Genomic DNA, 18,543 nt, shown 5'->3' with positions numbered 1-18,543 from the left:
GTGATGGGCGACTGCGATATGCCGATGAGTTGGGGCAGCCGTTCGAGCCTCGCGAGATTCCGGGCGAACGGTGCGTTTCGCAGGGCTCAACGCACCCTACGACACTGCCCCGATCTGCGACCATGCCCCGTAGGATGCGCAGAGCGCGGCGAATCGCATCAACGGCGGCCGGTGGGCGGTTCCAGGCGCAGGCCACGGACCTCGCCCATGGCACCGCCGGCGCGCAGCGCGGCCGCGAACGGGGACTGGCGCGCCGGTTCGCCGTTGATGCTCTCGATGGTTACGCCGCGTCGCTTCGGCAGCCAGCCGCTGCTCGCGAGCTGGCGGATCGCCTCGGTGACGAGTGCCGCGTGTGCCTCGCCGGTGTCGATGCCGGGGATGGTCTCCCAGACGAACAGCTGGCGGCCGGAAGTGGCCAGGTATAGCAGCGGCTGGCCACCGGCCAGCGCGACCAGCGCCCCGGCCACGCGGCGCAGGCGGCCCTCGGCCGCTTCCGGCGGCTCCGGCCAGGGCAGGAGCAGGCCCCAGGGGCTGGCCGGGTCGACGCTGGCCAGCCACTGGGGTTCGGGGGTGTCGTCGACCGCGCGTTCCAGGGCGCGCAGGCGATCCACCGCGCCGGCGCGGGCGAACTGCGCGCCGGTCAGGCCCTCGACGAAGTGGCCGCGGCGCAGCTTGCCGGCATCCTCCATCGCGCGGTAGACGGGGTACACGCGGCCGAAGCCGCCGGGCAGGCCCTCGGCGCGGGCCATCTCGCGGCTGACCACGCCGTAGCGGGCCAGCAGGCTCTCGGCCTGTTCGCGGGCGCGCTCGGTCAGCGACACGCCGGGGTCGATCAGCTCGGCGACCCGTGACCAGCGCCCGCCGGCCAGACCCTGTCCCGGTCGCCGGCGGCCGCGTGTGGACGTCCTGCGCTGGCCCAGGCTGCGCAGTGGCGCGAAGGTGTCGTTGGTGATCTGCCCGGCCCAGACCAGGTCCCAGATTGCGGCCTCGATCGCGTCCTGGCGGGCGTCCGGCTGCGCGCTGCGGGCCGCGCGTTCCAGCTCCAGGTAGAAGCAGGCGCCGCGCCGGTCCAAGGCCTCCAGGATCGCCTGCGCCAGCGGGTCGTCGCTGGCGGGGGTATCCGTGGCATCGGCCTCCGGTTCCAGCAGCACCATCGCCTGTTCGCGGCGCAGGAAGCGGATGCGCCCGTCGCGCTGGCCCAGCGCGCCACTTCCGACCCAGACGAATTCCCCGGAGGCGGTGATGCGGTCCAGCGCATCCAGCGAGAAGTCGCGCACCCGCATCGGCAGCACATGGGCGGTCCAGGCGGACCAGGGCAGGGCGATGCCCTCCAGTTGTGTCAGCGTGTCGCGCAGGGCGCCCGCCCCGCGGCCGGGTTCGGCCAGGCCCTGCCAGGCGGGCAGGAAGCGGCCCAGCGCACGGGCATCGACCGCGGCCGCCTCGTCGCGCAGCCGCGCCAGGGTGCGGCGTTTCAGTCGCCGCAGGATGTCCAGTTCGCACCAGTCCTCGCCGGTGCCCTGCGGGCGGATCTCGCCGCGCAGCAGCACGCCGGCGCGCTCCAAGCTCTCGAGCGCCGGCAGCAGTGCGCCCGGCGCGAGGCCGTAGCGTGCGCCCAGGTCCTCGCTTCGGAACGGGCCGTGGGTACGGGCGTAGCGGCGCAGCAGCTGTTCCAGCGGGCGCTGCGGCGGTTCCAGGAAGGCGGCGGGCAGGCCGGGCGGCGGCACCACACCTAGGGCATCGCGGTACAGCGCGGCGTCCTCGGCCGCGATCCAGCGCGGCTCGCCAGCGATGCGCACCGCCACCGCGCGCAGGGACCGGGCGAGCTGTTCCAGCCACGGCCCCGGCGCCTCGGCGCAGGCGGCCGCCACTTCGTCCGGGCTCAGGTCCCCGCGCCGGCGCAGCAGGTCGTGCAGGGCGTCGGCGTCCTGCACCCGGGTTGCCTCGGTGGCGTGTGCTAGCTCGGCCTCCAGCTCGGCCAGGGCGTCGGGGTCAATCAGCTCGCGCAGTTCGGCCTGGCCCAGCAGTTCGACCAGCATGCCGCGGTCGAGCGTGAGCGCCTGGGCCTTGCGCTCGGCCATCGGCGCGTCCTGCTCGTAGATGTAGGCCGCGACATAGGCGAACACCAGGCTGCGGGCGAACGGCGAGGCCTGCGGCGTCTCTACCTCGTGCACGCGGATGCGGCGTTCCTGCACGCCGCGCAGGATCTGGCGCAGGGCGTCCAGATCGAACACGTCGGCCAGCACCTGGCGGTAGGTCTCCAGCACCACCGGAAAACTCGCGTACTCGCGCACCGAGGCCAGCAGCTGCTGCGACTTCAGGCGTTGCGCCCACAGCGGGGTGCGCTGGCCGGGGCGATTGCGTACCAGCAGCAGGGCGCGTGCCGCGTTCTCGCGAAAGGCGCTGGCGAACAGCGTGGAGTTGCCCAGCTCGCGGGTGACCGCCTCTTCCAGCTCCTCCGGGTCGGGGAACAAGGCGTCCAGTTCGGGCAGGTCCTCGCTGTCGGCCAGGCGCAGCACGATGCCGTCGTCGGTGTACATCACCTGCACCTCGAAGCCGGAGCGGCTGGTCAGCGCGCCCTGAAGGGCCAGCGCCCAGGGGGCGTGCACGCGCGCGCCGAACGGGGTCAGGATGCAGACGCGCCAGTCGCCGACCTCGTCGCGGAAGCGCTCGACCACAATGCGCTGGTCCGATGGCAGCTGCCCGGTGGCCTCGCGCTGCTCGTCGATGTAGTCGCAGAGGGTCTCCACCGCCGCCTCCGACAGTGGCGCGTGTTCCCTGAGCCAGGTCGTGCGTTCGGCGCGGCCCATGCGGGCCAGCCGCTCGGTGGCGGCGCCGATGGCCTGGCCGAGCTGGATCGGGCGGCCGGGGCCATCGCCATGCCAGAACGGGAGCTTGCCAACCTCGCCGGGGGCGGGGGAGACGAGCACGCGGTCACGGGTAATCGCCTCCACGTGCCAGGTGCTGGCACCCAGGGTCACGTTCTCGCCGGTCTTCAGCTCGAACACCATCTCCTCGTCCAGCTCGCCGATGCGCGGCCCGCCCTCGCCGACATGCACGCCGTACAGCCCGCGGTCGGGGATGGTCCCGGCGTTCAGGCGCGCGGCCAGCGCCGCCCCCCGGCGCGGGGTCAGCTCGTCGCGGGCGCGGTCCCAGGCGAGCCAGGGGCGCAGGTCGGCGAAGTCGGTGCTCGGGTAATGGCCGGAGAGCATGTCCAGCGTGGCCTCGAGCAGCGGGCGCGACAGCTCGCGCCAGGGCGCGGCGCGGCGGACCAGCGCGTGCAGCTCGTCCACCGTGCGCGGGCGTTCGCAGACCATCGCGACGATCTGCTGGGCGAGTACGTCCAGCGGGTTGTGCGGGGCGTGGATCGGTTCCAGCGCGCCGGCCTGCATACGCTCGCCGATCACCGCGCATTCGAGCAGGTCGCCACGAAAGCGCGGCAGCAGCAGCGAGCGCGAGACCTGGCCCACGCCGTGCCCGGCGCGCCCGGCGCGCTGCAGCCCACGGGCGACCGCGCCGGGGGATTCGACCATGATCACCAGGTCCACCGCGCCCATGTCGATGCCCAGCTCCAGCGAGCTGGTGGCGACGATGCCGCGCAGGCGCCCGGTCTTCAGCCGGCCCTCGATCTCGGCACGGCGCTCGTGGGACACGCTGCCGTGGTGGGCGGCGACCAGGTCCTCCACCGGCTCGGCATCCTCCGGCTGCTGCTCCCGCCAGGCCTCGTTGATGCGCTGGACCAGGCGTTCGCACAGCCCGCGACTGTTCACGAACACGATGGTGGAGCGGTGCTCCAGGATCGCGGCCAGCAGGCGCGGCTCCAGGCGTGCGGCGCGGTCGCCGCCACCGGTAGGGAGCTGCCCGGTGCCCTGGCCGTACACCGCGCCGAGGATGGAACCGGACGGGATCGGGCCGGATGGCATGGGGCTTGTCGCCTCCGGGCCCTCGACGGTCGGTGCTGCGTGCTCGGCGGGCGGCTCCTCGGGGGCAAGGATCTCGAGGTCCAGGCGCGGTGGCTCGGCGGCGTCGATCACCTCCACCTCGCGGTCGCCGCCGAGGAAGCCGCGCGCTACTTCCACCGGGTGCACGGTGGCGGACAGCCCGATGCGCTGCGGGTCCTCGCCACAGCGTTCGGCCAGGCGTTCCAGCGACAGGGCAAGGTGCGCGCCGCGCTTGTTGCCGGCCAGCGCATGTACCTCGTCGATGATCACCGTGTGGATGGACTCGAGGTTCTCGGCGGCCTTCGAGCCCAGCAGCAAGTACAGCGATTCCGGCGTGGTCACCAGGATGTCGCCGGGTTCGCGCGCCTGGGCGCGGCGCTCGGCCTGCGGGGTGTCGCCGGTGCGGATGTGCACGACCGGCTCGCCCGGGGTCTCGTCCACGGTCTGGCCCGCGGTCTGGTCCAGACGCGCGGCGGTCTGCGCGATCCCGGTCAGCGGGGCGCGCAGGTTGCGTTCGATATCGGTGGCCAGCGCCTTCAGCGGCGAGATGTACAGCACCGAGTAGCCGCGACGGGCATCCGGTGCAAGCTCGCCGGTCAGGCGGTCAATGGCGCTGAGGAACGCGGCGAGGGTCTTGCCGCTGCCGGTGGGGGCGATCAGCAGGCAGTGGCGGCCGGCCCGGATCGCGGGCCAGCCGCGCGACTGGATCGCGGTCGCCTGCCCGAAGGCCTCGCCGAACCAGGTATCGGTCGCGGGGCGAAAGGGCGTGACCGGCATCGGCTCGGGCGTAGCGGGTCAGGCGTGGCCGACGGTGGTGTCGGTGGTGGCGTGGAAGTAGTCGCTGTCGCGCGCCAGCTCGTCGATCAACTCGTGCAGCATGGCCAGACGGCTCTCGGCGTCCGCGAACGGCGCACAGTCTTCGCACAACGGATCGCCACAGGGCTGGCGGCTGTACAGCCAGAAGTGCACGGCACCGGCCAGCAGGCCGTCGGCGACGTCGCCGGTCTCTGCGGCCTGCCCGTCATCGGCGAGCCGGTTTGCCAGCTCGATCAGGTGCTGGGCGGCGTTGTTGTAGGTCTGGTCGGCGGTGTCGTTCATGGGATCTCGGGACAGTCTTGTTTCAGCCAGCGCCAGCCCGTTTGGCCGGCACAGAACCCGACAGTTTACCGCGACTGGCCGATATTCCGAAGAAACAGCGGAATATGCCGTTCCTCCGGCGACAGGCCGCCGTGGGCACCGCGGAAGAACGGTCCCTCGTCGTCGGCCGGCGGGTCCACCAGGTAGGCGTCCTCCGCGGGCAGCAGCAGGTAGTCGCCGGCGCGTGCCCGGAGCTCGGGGTGCTCACGGTGATGCCCCGGGGGCAGGCCCAGCGTGCCGGGCCCCAGCCAGTCGGCGGCCGGGACTGCCGCCACGTCCGTGCCGAACGCGGCGTGCAGCGCACGGCGAAACTCCGCATCCCGCCCCTCCCGCACATGAGCGATGGCCGCACGGGGCTCGCCGGTCAGGCGGTGGCGCAGGCAGGCGTGCACCGCCGGGTGCTCGCGCAGGTCCAGCCGGCGTTCCATGCTGCGCATGCCGTGGTCGGCGGTGGTCAGGAAGATGCCCTCCGGGCGCTGGATCTGCGCGCAGGTCGCGGTGTAGGCCAGGTCCAGCTGCTTCAGGTGGCGCTCCACCTCCGGGCTCTCCGGGCCATAGGCGTGGCCCAGGTGGTCCAGCTCCGACCAGTACACGTAGGTGAAATGCGGCCCGGGCGTCGCGTTCACATGCGCGGCCACCCGCGCCGGCAGCTCGGACAGGTCCTCGAAGCCGATGAACGCGGCGGAGCCGTTCATCATGCGGTTGTATGGTGTGCCGCCGATCCAGTCCGGGCCGATCATGGTCGTGTGGCAGCCGAGCCGGTCGACCAGGCGGTCCGGCTGTACGCGACCGGTCAGCTCGCGGTAACCGAGCGTGGCCGGACGGTCCTCGGCGTCGCGCTCCTGGCCCATCAGCACCGTCAGCGTGCACTCGGCGGACGGCAGGCGGGTGTGCCAGCCGAGCAGGCCGTGCTGCGCGGGTGTGCGCCCGGTCAGGATGCTGCTGATCGCGGTCGCCGTGGTGCTGGGGAACACGGTCTCGAGGTCGGTTACGTAGTCTGCGCCCAGCAGCGGCGTATGGCGGCGATAGCGGGTGGCGAAGCCGTCGATCAGCCACAGCACGATGTGGCGGTCCGGCCCCAGGTGCTCGGATACGCCCGGCAGCGGCGGGTGGCTGGCCGCCGGGCTCAGGCTGGCCTCGATCTGGCCGAGCAGGTCCATCAGCCCGGGTGCTTCCAGCCGGGCGCGCAGGATGTGGTCGACGGCCGATTCGGCCGCAGGGGTGTCCCTCATGGGCAAGATTTCAGTCCTTGTCGCCCCCCATGCAGGGCGGGGAGTCGGCGACCTTGCCGGCACGCTCGAACCACTGGTCCGGGTCCAGCGTGTGCAGCGCCAGGGCGTGGATGCCACCGGCCAGCTCGTCGGCGAGGGCCTGGTTTACCAGCCGGTGTCGCGCGATCAGCTTCTGGTCACGAAAGGCCTCGGACACCACCGTCACCTTGAAATGCGACTCCGAACCGGGCGGCACGTTGTGCATGTGGCTCTCGTTCACCACCTCCAGATGCTCGGGCGCAAAGCGCTCCTCCAGCTTCCGGGTAATGGTCTCCTGCATGCTCATGGGCATTTCCTGACAATTGGATTCAACGCGTGCAGTGTTTCGCCGAGCAGCGGCGATGTCCAGATCCGCCATCCGCCGGGCGGGATGCAGCAGGGTCAACGCGAGTGGGAGGGTGTATGCGGCAGACGCTGGCGTTTGATGTGTACGGGACGCTGATTGACACGCAGGGGATTGCGGCGACGCTCAAGGGGTGGATGGGCGAGCGAGCGACGGTGCTGGCGCGTGCCTGGCGCGAGAAGCAGCTGGAGTACACCTTCCGGCGCGGGCTGAGGGGGCGCACGCGGATTTCGATACCTGCACCGAGCAGGCGTTGCGGTACTGCTGCGAGGCGCTGGGTATCGCGCTCCCACCGGGGCAGGAGGCGGAGCTGTTGCGGCGCTATCGACAGCTCCCGGCCTTCGCCGATGCCGGCCCGGCCCGCGTACTGCGCAAAGTGGTGGGAAACGATCCCGAGGCGGTCATCCGGGCGGCACGTCGAGACTAATCGTGGGTTGCCGTCCGGGTCAGGCCGCCGCCTCGGGTGGTTCCTGCAGCGGGTCGCGGAGTTCGAGGTCGACCATCAGCTCATTGGCCAGGGCCTCCAGGTCGTCCTGCAGGTTATCCAGGTCCAGGCCTTCGGGGACCCCCAGGCGGGCCTTCGCGCGGAACATCGGCTCGCCGGTCATTGAGCCCGGTTCGCAGGCGGTCTCCAGTGTCTCGACGCTCACGCCGTGGCGCGAGAGCACGGCGGTAATATCCTGCACGATCCCCGGTCGGTCGTGTCCGATCAGGTCGAGCAACACCGAGTGCCGTGCGGTCGCCGGCAGCTCGCTGCCCCGCTGGACGTGCACCTTCAACCCGTCCTTTTCTTCCAGCTCGCGCAGCGCCGCCTCCAGCTCGTCGGCTGCATCCGTGTCGACTTCCAGTAGCACCACGCCGGCAAACTGTCCGGCCAGTTGTGCCATGCGACTCTCCAGCCAGTTGCCGCCCGCCGCACGCGCCCGGGCCGCCACCGCGCTGACCATCCCCGGACGGTCCGGGCCGATGAGCGTCAGAATCAAAGATGTCTTCATGGTAAATCTCCTGTTGCCGCTGGGGCAGGACAGTCCATGGTAAGTCAAGTGATGCCCATTAGTTGCATTCACGGGGGCGTCCGGGTGTGCCGAGCGTTGAGCGCCTGTGGGGCAGGGGGTACTGTGGGGCGCCCAGACTGGACGGGCGCTTGATGGCCACCGATCCGCAACCTCAGCAGGAGACCGTCTCCACCGGGCTGGACGGCCTGGACCGGGTGCTCGACGGGCTGCGGATCGGCGACAACGTGGTCTGGCGGGTCGACGACATCGAGGACTACCGACGCTTTGTCCGGCCGTTCGTGGCCGCGGCCCGCACCCAGCGTCGCTCGATCATCTATCTGCGCTTCGGCGCCCATCCGCCGCTGGTGGAGGCCGGCCCGGGGATCGAGGTGGTGGACATCGACGCGCTGCGCGGGTTCGAGCCGTTCACCCGCCACGTCTACCGTCTGATCACCGAGCACGGTCGCGGCGCGTTCTATCTGTGCGATTGCCTGTCCGAGCTGCTGGATGCCTGGGCCACCGATCACATGGTGGGCAACTTCTTCCGCGCCATCTGCCCGTATCTGTACGAGATGGACACGGTGGCCTGGTTCGCGCTGCATCCGCACAGCCATTCGCACACCACGCTGTCGCGCATCCGCGAGACAACGCAGGTGCTGATCGACGTGCGCCGCGCCGGCGAGGCGGTGCACGTACAGCCGGTGAAGGTGTGGCAGCGCAGCTCGCCGACCATGTTCCTGCCGCACCGCCAGCACGGCACGCGGTTCGAGCCGGTGGTGGACAGCAGCGAGGCCACGCGGCTGCAGGCCCTGCTGGAGGAACAGCGCCCCGGGCAGTCGCACGGCCGGCAGCTGCTGGACTACTGGGACCGCCTGTTCCTCGCGGCCTCCGACGCGCTGGCGCAGGAGGCGCCGGCGGCCGACCGCGCCCGGGTGCAGGACGACATCCTGCGGGTGCTGATCGGTCGTGACGAGCGCATGCTGGAACTGGCGCGGCGCCATCTCGGGCTGGAAGAACTGCTGGCGATCCGCAGCCGCATGGTCGGCAGCGGCTACATCGGCGGCAAGGCCGCGGGCATGCTGCTGGCGCGGCAAATCCTGCTCGCTCAGGACCCGCAGCGCTGGGGGCGCTCACTGGAGCCGCACGACTCGCACTTCATCGGCGCGGACGTGTACTACGCCTATCTGGTACACAACGGCTGGTGGCCGCGGCTGATGCGCCAGCGCACCGCGGAGGGTTACTTCGACGAGGCGCGCAGCCTGCGCCGCGACATGCTGCACGGCGAGATCCCGCCGGAGGTGCGCCGCGAGCTGGAACGCGTGCTCGATCACTATGGCCAGTACCCGATCCTGGTACGTTCCAGCAGCCTGCTGGAAGACGGGTTCGGCAATGCCTTTGCCGGCAAGTACGAGAGCGTGTTCTGCGTGAACCAGGGCAGCCCCGGCGAGCGCCTGGCCCAGCTGGAAGACGCCATCCGCCAGGTCTATGCATCGACGATGAGCGACGATGCGCTGAGCTACCGCCAGCAGCGTGGGCTGATGGATCAGGAAGAACCCATGGCGCTGCTGCTGCAGCGGGTCAACGGCCGCTACCACGGGCGCTACTATCTGCCGGACGCCGCCGGCGTCGGGGTCTCCTGGAACACCTTCGTCTGGGACGGCGCGCTGGATCCGGCGGCCGGGATGCTGCGCCTGGTGCTGGGGCTGGGCACCCGCGCGGTGGACCGGGTCGCGCGCGACCATGCCTGCGTGGTGGCGCTGGACCGGCCCGAACGACGGCCATTTCACAGCCGGGACGAGGCGTATCGCTACTCCCAGCACGCCGCCGATGTGCTCGACATCGAGGCCAACCGCGAGGCCGCCGTGCCCATCCAGGCGCTGGCCGAGGCCGCTCCGGGCCTGCCGCTGAACCTGCTCGGCGAGATCGACCGCGAGGCCGGCCGCCGCGCCCGCGAGCAGGGGCGCGAGGAGCGCCTGTGGCGGGTGACCTTTACCCCGCTACTGCAGCGCACCGATTTCGCCCCGCTGATGCGCGACCTGCTCAAGACCCTGGAGGCCGCCTACGCCCATCCGGTGGATGTCGAGTTCACCGTGCACCTGGACGCCGACGGCGCCGCCGGCGTGAACCTGGTGCAGTGCCGCCCGCTCGCCACGCTGGGCAGCGATCGCCCGGTGGAACTGCCGGACCCGATCGACCCCGGGCAGTTGTTCTTCGCCAGTGCCGGCCGCTTCATGGGCGGCAACATGGATCTCGTCATCGATCGCGTCATCCGCGTGGACGGTGCCCGCTATGCGGTGCTGTCCCGCCCGCAGAAATACGCCGTGGCCCGCCTGGTGGGTGCCCTCAACCGCCAGTACGCCACCGCGGGTGACTGCACCACGCTCCTGATCGGCCCCGGCCGCTGGGGCACCAGCACCCCCGAGCTGGGCGTCCCCGTGCGCTTCGCCGACATCGACCGCGTGCGCATGCTGGTGGAGGTGGCCGACCCCGACGCCGGTATCGTCCCCGACCTCTCGTTCGGCAGCCACTTCTTCCAGGACCTGGTGGAGGCGCGGATCGCCTATGCTGCGCTGTTCCCCGCCGAACCGGGCTGCGAGTACCACCCCGCCTGGCTCGACGGGTGCCCCGCGCACACGCCCGAGGTCGACATCGGGGACCCCGTGGACCCCGCGGTACTCGCAACCGTGCAGGTCCATGACACCCGCGACGCCGCCCTGCGGGTGGTCGCCGACGTGGTGCAACAGCGCCTGCTCGCCTGTCAGACCGCCAACGGCTGAAATCCGCCGCGCTTGGCGCGGTAACGCTCATCCGGGGCGAAGGCTGCTTCAGAGGGGATGCCTTCCCGCTGTCGGGCGCTATCGACCTCGACGTGGCGGGGCGTACGCCCTGTTGCATTGATGCGGACGCAGCGCGGTCAATGCCGGGGGCGCTTGAATGCCGATGTTCGGGCATTGGAATATGCTTTGGGGTAGCGCCGTTTGCCCCGCGTTGCCCGGCGCGTGAAGACGATGTGAACAGCTGTGCAGGGGAGGGCGCGATGCCGCTTCCGGTGGTGTTGACGGACGTCGTGGAGCAGATGGATCCGCTCACGGATGGCTGGCAGACCTATGTCCACCGGGCGACCGGTGAGGTGGTGGGCTTCAGCGACGAAGACGAGGCCCTGGCCGAGTGTGAACCACTGGATCTTCCGGACTGGCAGCAGGAGGTGCTGCAGACGGTGCGGGCCGTACACGCCTCGGATGACTATGTGCGGCTTCCGGACCAGTTCGACTTTGACGAGTACGGGGTGATGGATCAGTTCTGCCGCCTGCAGGAGGATCCGGCAGTCCGCGCCAAACTGCTGGAGGCCATCCGAGGTCGCGGTGCGTTCCGCCGGTTCAAGGACCTGATCCATGACAGGGGGATCGAGCAGGACTGGTATGCCTGTCGCGACAAGGCGCTGAAGGCGTTCCTCGCCGATTTTTTCGAGGCGGAGGGTATCCCCTTTGTCGAAGCGTGACAGCCACCCGTTCTACGGCTGCTGTGGACCACCCCAACCGAACTGAGGCGTTGCAGTGATCTGTTGAATTCAGGCGTGCGAACAAGGCGTGGTGACTGCCGTGCGGTCAGTCGGCGTAGATCATGCGGCGGGTCATACCGCCGTCGGCGGTCCATATCTGGCCGGTGACGAAGCCGGCGTCGGGGCCGAGCAGAAAGGCGGTGAGGGCGGCGATGTCGCCGGGCTGGCCGACGCGGCCGACCGGGTGCTGGGCGTGGTCCTGTGCGGACAGCGGTTCGGCCTGTTGCTGGTCGGGGCTGCGGGTGTCGATCCAGCCGGGGCGGATGGCGTTGACGCGGACCTCCGGGCCGGCGCTGATGGCCAGCGCGTGGGTGAAGGCGTCCAGCCCGCCCTTGCTGGCGGCGTAGGCCTCGGTGTCCGGCTCCGACTGCAGGGCGCGGGTGGAGCTGATGTTCACGATGGCGCCCCGGCGGCGGCGCAGCAGGGGCAGGGCGTACTTGCCGAGCAGGAAGACGCCGGTCAGGTTGGTATCCAGCCAGCGCTGCCAGTCGGCCAGCTCCAGTTCTTCCAGTGGCCCGGAGTGCGGGTCGCTGATGCCGGCGTTGTTCACCAGGGCATCGAGGCCGCCGTACCATTCCTCCGTGCGCCGAATGGCCTCGCGGACCTGTTCCTCGTCGCGGACATCCAGCGCGATGGCCCGGGCGGCGGGCCCCAGGCTCGCGGCGGACTGTTCGCATTCGCGGCCGTCGACATCGGCCAGCACCACCTGCCAGCCATCCTGCATCAGGCGCTCGGCGATGCCGAGGCCGATCCCGCGCGCGGCGCCGGTGACCAGCGCGATCCGTTGCGGCCCACTGTCCGGGGTCTCAGGCACTGGCCGTCTCGGGCAGGTTGTAGAAGGCGCGGGCGGTGGCGGTGGTGTGGGCGGCGAGGTCTTCCGGGGCCTCGTCGCGCAACCGGGCCACGTATTCGCCGATGTGGGGGAGGAAGGCGGGTTCGTTGCGGCGGCCGTTACCGAGCTTCTTGCCGGTGCCCTTGGGCAGGGTGCGCGGCAGGAGGTAGGGGGCGTCGGTCTCGATCATCAGGCGGCCGCGCGGGATGCGCGGCACCAGCGGGTGCAGGTGGGTGCCGCGGCGCTCGTCGCAGACCCAGCCGGTGATGCCGATGTGGCAGTCGAGGTCGAGGTATTCGGCCAGGGCGTCGGCCTCGCCGGTAAAGCAGTGCACCACGGCGGCCGGCAGCTTGTCGCGCCAGCGGCGCAGGATCTGGGCGAAGTCGTGGTGGGCATCGCGTTCGTGCAGGAACACCGGCAGCCCGAGATCGGCGGCCAGCTCCAGCTGGGCCTCGAAGGCGATGCGCTGCTGCAGGCGCGGCGAGTGGTCACGGTTGTAGTCCAGCCCCATCTCGCCCATGGCGACCACGTTTTCGTCCGCGCGGGCGAGGTCACTGAACCGCGCGGCGATCGCGTCGGTCCACTGTTTGGCCAGGTGCGGATGCACGCCCAGGGTGGCGCGGCAGCAGTCCGGGTACTGGTCGGCGATCTCCAGGCACTTCTCGCTCTGGTGGGCGTCGGCGCCGGTGATCAGCATCCAGGAGACGCCGGCCTCGCGGGCGCGCTCGAGGACCTCGTCGCGTTCCTTGTTGAAGGATTCGTGGGTGAGGTTGAAGCAGATATCGATCCATTCCATGCGCGGTATGCTAACGGATTGGACGCGCAGCGCCAGATCCCCGGCGCCGTCATTGCGAGGCGCCAATGGGGCCGTGGCAATCTGTTCGGGTGGGCTCGGTCGCGCCTCGGGGTGGCGGATGGAGGTTGCTTCGTCGCCTTCGGCTCCTCGCAATGACGGGGGTAAGGAACGGTGTCATCGCGAGGAGCGCAGCGACGTGGCGATCTCTGTGAGGAAGCCCCGGTGGTGGAACCGAGAAACGTGGGGAGTGGCGGATGGAGGTTGCCGCGGCGCCTTCGGCGCCTCGCAATGACGTTGCCTTTGTCGGGGTTTAGCGTTCGTGCTTGCCGGGCGTGATACGTGTGGAAAGCGATTGATGACTGGAGTTTGGAATGCGTGATGCGAGTCCCCAGGCGGTTTATCTGAGCGATTACCAGCCGCCGGCGTTTGTGGTGGAGGACCTGGAGCTGGACTTTGATCTGGCCGCGGCGACCACCGAGGTGACCACGCGCATGGCGGTGCGGCGCAACCCGCAGGCGGTGGAGCCGAACGGGGCGCTGCGGCTCTACGGCGATGGCGTCGAGCTGGTGTCACTGACCGTGGATGGCGCGGAGCCGGGCGAGGACCTGCTGGAGCAGGATGCCGAGGGCCTGCTGCTGCACGGCCTGCCGGAGCGTGCGCGGCTGGAGATCGTCAGCCGCTGTCACCCGGAGCAGAACACCGCGCTGGAAGGCCTGTACGCCTCCAGCGGCAATCTGTGCACGCAGTGCGAGCCGGAGGGCTTTCGCCGCATCACCTTCTTCCCCGACCGCCCGGATGTGCTGACCACCTACCGCGTGCGCCTGGAGGCGGACCGGGCGCAGTACCCGGTGCTGCTGGCCAACGGCAACCGCGTGGAGGCCGGCGAGCTGGACGGCGGGCGCCACTACGCGGTGTGGGAGGACCCGTTTCCCAAGCCGTCGTACCTGTTCGCGCTGGTCGCCGGGGATCTGGCCTGCCAGCGCGACACCTTCACCACCATGTCCGGGCGCGAGGTGGCGCTGGAGCTTTATGTGGAGGCGCACAACGCCGATCGCTGCGATCACGCGCTGGCCTCGCTGAAGCGGGCGATGCGCTATGACGAGGAGGCCTTCGGCCGCGAATACGATCTGGACGTGTACATGATCGTCGCGGTGGACGACTTCAACATGGGGGCGATGGAGAACAAGGGGCTGAACCTGTTCAACGCCAAGTACGTGCTCGCCAGCCCCGACACCGCCACCGACAGCGACTTTGTCGCCATCGAGTCGGTGATCGCCCACGAGTACTTCCACAACTGGTCCGGTAACCGCGTGACCTGCCGCGACTGGTTCCAGCTGTCGCTGAAGGAGGGGCTCACGGTCTTCCGCGACCAGGAGTTCACCACCGACTGCACCCTGTTCGGGGTCAAGCGCATCGACGATGTCTCGCTGCTGCGCGCCCATCAGTTCCCCGAGGACGCCGGGCCGCTGGCGCACCCCGTGCGCCCGGACCACTACGCCGAGATCAACAACTTCTACACCCTGACGGTGTACGAGAAGGGCGCGGAGCTGATCCGCATGCTGCGTACCCTGATCGGGCGCGAGACCTTCCGCCGGGGGCTGGATCTCTACTTCCAGCGCTTCGACGGCCAGGCAGTGACGACAGACGACTTTGTCGCGGTGATGGCCGAGGCCAGCGGGCGCGATCTCTCCCGCTTCAAGCGCTGGTACACCCAGGCCGGCACGCCGCACGTGACCGCAAGCACCGCGTTCGACGGCCCCGGCGGACCGGCCCGTATCACACTCGCGCAGGAGACCCCGCCGACCCCGGGGCAGGCGCACAAGGAGCCGGTGGTGATCCCGGTGCGCATGGCCTTTCTCGATGCCGACGGCCAGCGCATCCGCGCGCGCCGGGAAGGCGACGAGGCCGAGCGCGACGAATGGGTGCTCGAGCTGGATGCCGCCGAGCACACCTTCTGCTTCGAAAATCTGTCCGCCGAGCCGGTCGCGATCTCCTGGCTGCGCGGCTTCTCCGCCCCGGTGATCCTGAACGCCAACCAGGGCGTGGACGAACTGGCCCACCTGCTGGCGCACGACGATGACGCCTTCTCCCGCTGGGAGGCCGCGCAGACCCTGTTCCGCCGCGCGATCCGCACGCGCATCCAGCACGACGCCGCCGACTCCGCGCTGGAGGCCGCCACCGAGCACGCCCTGCATGCCCTGATCGAGGACCCGGCGATCGAGCCGGTGCTGCTGGCGACTATCCTGCAACTGCCGCCCACGCGCGAGCTGGCCGAGCTGTTCGAGCGCGTCGATCCGGTGCGCCTGCGCATGGAGCGCGACGACCTGGAGAAGCGCCTTTACGCCCCGCTGGCCGGCGCGATGCAGCAGATCCAGCCGAAGCTGGATGCCGTGGACAACGGCGCCTTCACCGCCGAGGCGATGGGCCGGCGCCAGTTGCGCAACCGCCTGCTGGCGCTGCGTGTGGCCGCCGGCGACCAGGCCGCGGTGCCGGAGGCCCTGGCGCAGTGCCAGAAGGCGCGCAGCATGACCATGCGCATGGGTGCGCTGAATGCGGTGAACGAGCTGGATCACGAGGCACGCGAGGTGCTGCTGACGGACTTCGAGCAGCGCTACCGCGACGATCCGCTGGTGCTGGACAAGTACTTCGGCCTGCAGGCCGGCAGCCAGGTCCCCGGCGGCTTCGAGCGCCTGGAGGCGCTGCTGGGGCACCCCGGGTTCCGCTGGACCAACCCGAACCGGGTGCGTGCGGTGCTGGGGCCGTTCATGGCGCGCAACGAACGCCATTTCCACCAGGAAGATGGCGCGGGCTACCGCCGCATGGGCGCCTTCATCGAGAAGCTGGATCCGATGAACCCGCAGACCGCCGCGCGCCTGGCCCAGCCGCTGACGCGCTGGCAGAAGGTGGACAGCGTTCGCGGCGAGCAGATGCGTGCGGAACTCGAGCGCCTCGCCGCACTCGAATTGTCGCGCGACCTGCGCGACGTGATCGAGCGCGCGCTCGCGTAGGAGGCCAGCCCTCTGGCCGATGGGTGCTGGTCAGGTCGCAATCGGCCAGGGGCTGGCCTCCTACAGTGGGTAGCCCCGGATTTGCAGGAGACGAGCCCCTCGCCGATGGGGCGCTGGTTAAGTCCCCATCGGCCAGAGGGCTGGCCTCCTACAGGGATGGCGCCCAAGGGTGTGGGGTGTGGTATGTTGACCGCCGATTGCTGGGCCGAGATGGCCCCAAACGAGGTTTGGCCGACGTGAAAAGGGTCTTCCACCGACTGCTGTGCTGGATGCTGGTGCTGGCGATTGCCGGCCTGCCGGCGCTCGCGGCGGTTGCGAGTGTGGAAGACGGGCACGCCGGGCATGCGATGCACGGGGCCCAGTCGAAGGGCGACAAGGCTGCGGATCACGCGGCCCACGATCATCCGGATGCCCACTCACATGATCACGCGCACGGCGACGACCATGATCACCATGCGCATGACGATCATGCCGACACCCGGCATGCCGACGACCATACCCACGAGACTTCGGATTCCTCTGCTGCCAGCGGGGTGATCCAGCACGTGGATTGCGTGGATGCCGCCTGCCTGGCGAGTTGCTCGGCCTGCAGCCACTGCCAGGGCATGCCGTCCATCACCGGCATGCACCTGCTGACTCCGGTCACGCAGGCCATGAGCCTGTACTCCTTCCAGAACGGTCCGCCTGCGACCGCGTTATACCGACCCCCGATCCTCTCCTGATCTGACTGTACCGGCCCGAGCGCCGGGGCTGTCCGCACGTCCGGGTTCCACCCGGTACTGGTGGGCGGCAAGGCCGTGTCGCGCGTTCGCGCGGGATGCGGAATCGAAGTCCGATCAAGGAGATTTTCACGATGCGAGCAACCCGATTGCTGCTCCCCGTCGTTTCGGTGCTGTTCCTCGCCGGTTGCGCGGTCACCGCGCCCGAGCTGGACCGCTCCGAACTGGCGGAGGACATCTCGGTGCAGGGGATCGACCTGCCCGAGTCGGAGATGCCCCGCCCCTCTGGCGAGCTGACGCTCGAGGAGGCCATCCATCAGGCCCTGTGGCGCAACCCGCGTATGCAGCAGGCCTACGCCAAACTGGATCTGACGGCCGCCGACGTGGTCGAGGCCTCCCAGTTTTCGAATCCCACCCTGTCGCTGTCGGTGATGCGCCCCGAGGGCGGTGGCGGTAACGAAGTCGGGGTCGGGCTGGCCTGGGGTATTTCCGGTCTGCTGATGCGCAGTGCGCGTCAGGACATTGCCGAATCCCACTGGGAGTCCACCCGTCTGCAACTGGCCGAAGGCATGGTGGCCCTTGCCTCGGACACGGAGCGCGCCTGGTATGACGCAGTGGCCGCGCGCCAGCGGGCTCAGGTGCAGGCGCTGGAGACCCGGGCGGCGGATCTCGGGTCGCTGCTGGGCGAGCGCTTCTACGACGCCGGCAACATGACGGACCTTAAACGCGCGCAGCTGCGCATCCGTGCCGCCGAGGCGCGGCTGAAGCTCGAGGATGCGCGTCAGCGCGAACGCGAGACACGTCTGCGTCTGGCCCACCTGATGGGGCTGCCCGGCGAGGTCGATGACTGGGAGGTCCCCGGCAAGCTGCCGCTGCCGCTGGCCGGCGTGGAGGATCGCGAGGGCCTGGTCGAACAGGCCCTGGAGCAGCGTCTGGACCTGCGGGCCGTGGACCATGCCCTGGAGGGGCTCACCGAGGGTGTGGCCCTGGTGCGGCGCTATCGCTGGTTGGGCGACATCGAGCCCGGTATCGAGTTTGAGCGCGAGACGGACGGCACCCGCCTGTGGGGCGGTGGCATTTCGTTCACCCTGCCGATCTTCAACCAGAATCAGGCCGGCATCGCCCGCGCCGAGGCACGACTGGAGGACGGCGAGGCCCGACGGGCCCAGCTGGAGCAGGCCGTTACGGCCGATGTCCACCAGCACTTTGTGCGACTGGCCCATCACCGGGACAAATTCAGCGCCAAGCGCTACGAGCTGCTGCCGGCCCGCGAGATCGAGCTGGAGCGCATGCAGGAACGTGTGAACTTCATGTTCGACGATGTCTTCGACCTGCTGGTGACCAAGCAGGAAGAGCTGGCCGACTGGCAGCGGGCCGTGGCCGCGCTGGGTGACTACTGGCGGGCACGCGTGGATCTGGCCTTTACGGTGGCCGGCGAGCTGCCGGATGGAGCGCCGGGTGACGAGGGCTACCTCGAGACCGACGCGCTCGAGCATGACCCGTCCGAGATGGATCACGACCATCATGACCACGGTGACCACGGTGACCACGGTGACCACGGTGACCACGGGGACCACGGGGATCACGGGGATCACGGGGATCACGGGGATCACGGGGATCACGGGGATCACGGGGATCACGGAGATCACGGGGATCACGGAGATCACGGAGATCACGGAGATCACGGAGATCACGGAGATCATGACCATGGCGATCACGGTGACCACGGCGACGACGGTCACGGAGGGCATCACTGATGAAACGGCGTAACTTCCTGCTGGCCGCCGGCGCGGCAATGCTGCCGGCAACCACCCTGACCCGGGTGATGGCCGAAACGGGTCACGAGCACCACAACGAGGGCGAAACCACGCCCGGCGAGCGCACCGATCAGGGCTACATGCCGGTGCACACGCCGAACGGCTGGACCCTGCCGTACGAGATGAAC

Annotated in this window: 12 protein-coding genes and 2 pseudogenes; 7 read left to right on the top strand and 7 right to left on the bottom strand. The window is 69.9% G+C overall.

The window, feature by feature from the left end; all coding sequences use genetic code 11:
• Positions 1–158 precede the first annotated feature (158 nt).
• From G372_RS0109615 to G372_RS0109600, 4 genes are all read right to left on the bottom strand, one after another.
• Positions 159–4,715, bottom strand: coding sequence for an Lhr family helicase (locus G372_RS0109615; RefSeq protein WP_018864659.1), 4,557 nt, complete (start codon positions 4,713–4,715; stop codon positions 159–161).
• 18 nt (positions 4,716–4,733) lie between these two features.
• Positions 4,734–5,036, bottom strand: a complete 303-nt coding sequence (locus tag G372_RS0109610; RefSeq protein ID WP_018862566.1) for a hypothetical protein — start codon at positions 5,034–5,036, stop codon at positions 4,734–4,736.
• Positions 5,037–5,101: 65 nt separating this feature from the next.
• Positions 5,102–6,307, bottom strand: coding sequence for an alkaline phosphatase family protein (locus G372_RS0109605; protein WP_019624080.1), 1,206 nt, complete (start codon positions 6,305–6,307; stop codon positions 5,102–5,104).
• Between the two features lie 10 nt (positions 6,308–6,317).
• Positions 6,318–6,632, bottom strand: a complete 315-nt coding sequence (locus tag G372_RS0109600) for a BolA family protein (protein WP_018864661.1) — start codon at positions 6,630–6,632, stop codon at positions 6,318–6,320.
• 116 nt (positions 6,633–6,748) lie between these two features.
• Here G372_RS0109600 and G372_RS14475 point away from each other — a divergent pair.
• A pseudogene (locus tag G372_RS14475) lies at positions 6,749–7,050 on the top strand (HAD family hydrolase); the annotation flags it as partial.
• An 85-nt stretch (positions 7,051–7,135) separates the two neighbouring features.
• Here the strand turns inward: G372_RS14475 and G372_RS0109590 are convergent.
• The gene (locus tag G372_RS0109590; RefSeq protein ID WP_018864663.1) at positions 7,136–7,684 is read right to left on the bottom strand and encodes a glycine cleavage system transcriptional repressor; all 549 of its coding nucleotides are present in this window, start codon (positions 7,682–7,684) and stop codon (positions 7,136–7,138) included.
• A gap of 152 nt (positions 7,685–7,836) precedes the next feature.
• On the opposite strand from G372_RS0109590, the gene G372_RS0109585 reads away from it, so the two are divergent.
• Together G372_RS0109585 and G372_RS0109580 are read left to right on the top strand one after the other, a co-directional pair.
• Positions 7,837–10,461 (top strand): PEP/pyruvate-binding domain-containing protein, encoded by a 2,625-nt coding sequence (locus G372_RS0109585; RefSeq protein ID WP_019624081.1) that lies wholly within the window; start codon positions 7,837–7,839, stop codon positions 10,459–10,461.
• A 260-nt stretch (positions 10,462–10,721) separates the two neighbouring features.
• Complete coding sequence (locus G372_RS0109580; RefSeq protein ID WP_018864665.1) at positions 10,722–11,183, top strand: UPF0158 family protein; 462 nt, start codon at positions 10,722–10,724, stop codon at positions 11,181–11,183.
• 106 nt (positions 11,184–11,289) lie between these two features.
• Here G372_RS0109580 and G372_RS0109575 read toward each other — a convergent pair whose 3' ends face one another.
• Positions 11,290–12,057: an SDR family oxidoreductase gene (locus G372_RS0109575; RefSeq protein WP_019624082.1), complete on the bottom strand. Its 768-nt coding sequence runs from the start codon at positions 12,055–12,057 to the stop codon at positions 11,290–11,292.
• Entirely contained in the window at positions 12,050–12,871 is an 822-nt protein-coding gene (locus tag G372_RS0109570; RefSeq protein WP_019624083.1) for a TatD family hydrolase, read from the bottom strand. The genes G372_RS0109575 and G372_RS0109570 overlap by 8 nt, the downstream gene beginning before the upstream one ends.
• 371 nt (positions 12,872–13,242) lie before the next feature.
• On the opposite strand from G372_RS0109570, the gene pepN reads away from it, so the two are divergent.
• The 4 genes and pseudogenes from pepN to G372_RS13585 all read left to right on the top strand — a co-directional run.
• Positions 13,243–15,879, top strand: a complete 2,637-nt coding sequence (pepN, locus tag G372_RS0109565; RefSeq protein ID WP_018864668.1) for an aminopeptidase N — start codon at positions 13,243–13,245, stop codon at positions 15,877–15,879.
• 269 nt (positions 15,880–16,148) lie between these two features.
• Positions 16,149–16,601, top strand: a complete 453-nt coding sequence (locus G372_RS0109560) for a hypothetical protein (protein ID WP_019624084.1) — start codon at positions 16,149–16,151, stop codon at positions 16,599–16,601.
• 146 nt (positions 16,602–16,747) lie between these two features.
• On the top strand, positions 16,748–18,355 hold the full coding sequence (locus G372_RS0109555) for a TolC family protein (RefSeq protein WP_019624085.1): 1,608 nt from the start codon (positions 16,748–16,750) through the stop codon (positions 18,353–18,355).
• Positions 18,355–18,543, top strand: a pseudogene (locus tag G372_RS13585) (copper oxidase); the annotation flags it as partial. The gene G372_RS0109555 and the pseudogene G372_RS13585, both read left to right, overlap by 1 nt.

It is taken from the genome of Thioalkalivibrio thiocyanoxidans ARh2 (assembly GCF_000385215.1).
In the GTDB taxonomy this organism is placed as follows: Bacteria; Pseudomonadota; Gammaproteobacteria; order Ectothiorhodospirales; family Ectothiorhodospiraceae; genus Thioalkalivibrio; species Thioalkalivibrio thiocyanoxidans.
The sequence above is the reverse complement of the archived record's forward strand: the minus strand, read 5'-3'. Positions and strand labels throughout refer to the sequence as shown.

Excerpts from the sequence above, each read along its gene's own strand:
- G372_RS0109605 (WP_019624080.1), bottom strand. The coding sequence starts at position 6,307 with ATGAGGGACACCCCTGCGGCCGAATCGGCCGTCGACCACATCCTGCGC.
- pepN (WP_018864668.1), top strand. The coding sequence starts at position 13,243 with ATGCGTGATGCGAGTCCCCAGGCGGTTTATCTGAGCGATTACCAGCCG.
- G372_RS0109570 (WP_019624083.1), bottom strand. The coding sequence starts at position 12,871 with ATGGAATGGATCGATATCTGCTTCAACCTCACCCACGAATCCTTCAAC.
- G372_RS0109615 (WP_018864659.1), bottom strand. The coding sequence starts at position 4,715 with ATGCCGGTCACGCCCTTTCGCCCCGCGACCGATACCTGGTTCGGCGAG.
- G372_RS0109560 (WP_019624084.1), top strand. The coding sequence starts at position 16,149 with ATGCTGGTGCTGGCGATTGCCGGCCTGCCGGCGCTCGCGGCGGTTGCG.
- G372_RS0109600 (WP_018864661.1), bottom strand. The coding sequence starts at position 6,632 with ATGAGCATGCAGGAGACCATTACCCGGAAGCTGGAGGAGCGCTTTGCG.
- G372_RS0109610 (WP_018862566.1), bottom strand. The coding sequence starts at position 5,036 with ATGAACGACACCGCCGACCAGACCTACAACAACGCCGCCCAGCACCTG.
- G372_RS0109585 (WP_019624081.1), top strand. The coding sequence starts at position 7,837 with ATGGCCACCGATCCGCAACCTCAGCAGGAGACCGTCTCCACCGGGCTG.
- G372_RS0109580 (WP_018864665.1), top strand. The coding sequence starts at position 10,722 with ATGCCGCTTCCGGTGGTGTTGACGGACGTCGTGGAGCAGATGGATCCG.
- G372_RS0109590 (WP_018864663.1), bottom strand. The coding sequence starts at position 7,684 with ATGAAGACATCTTTGATTCTGACGCTCATCGGCCCGGACCGTCCGGGG.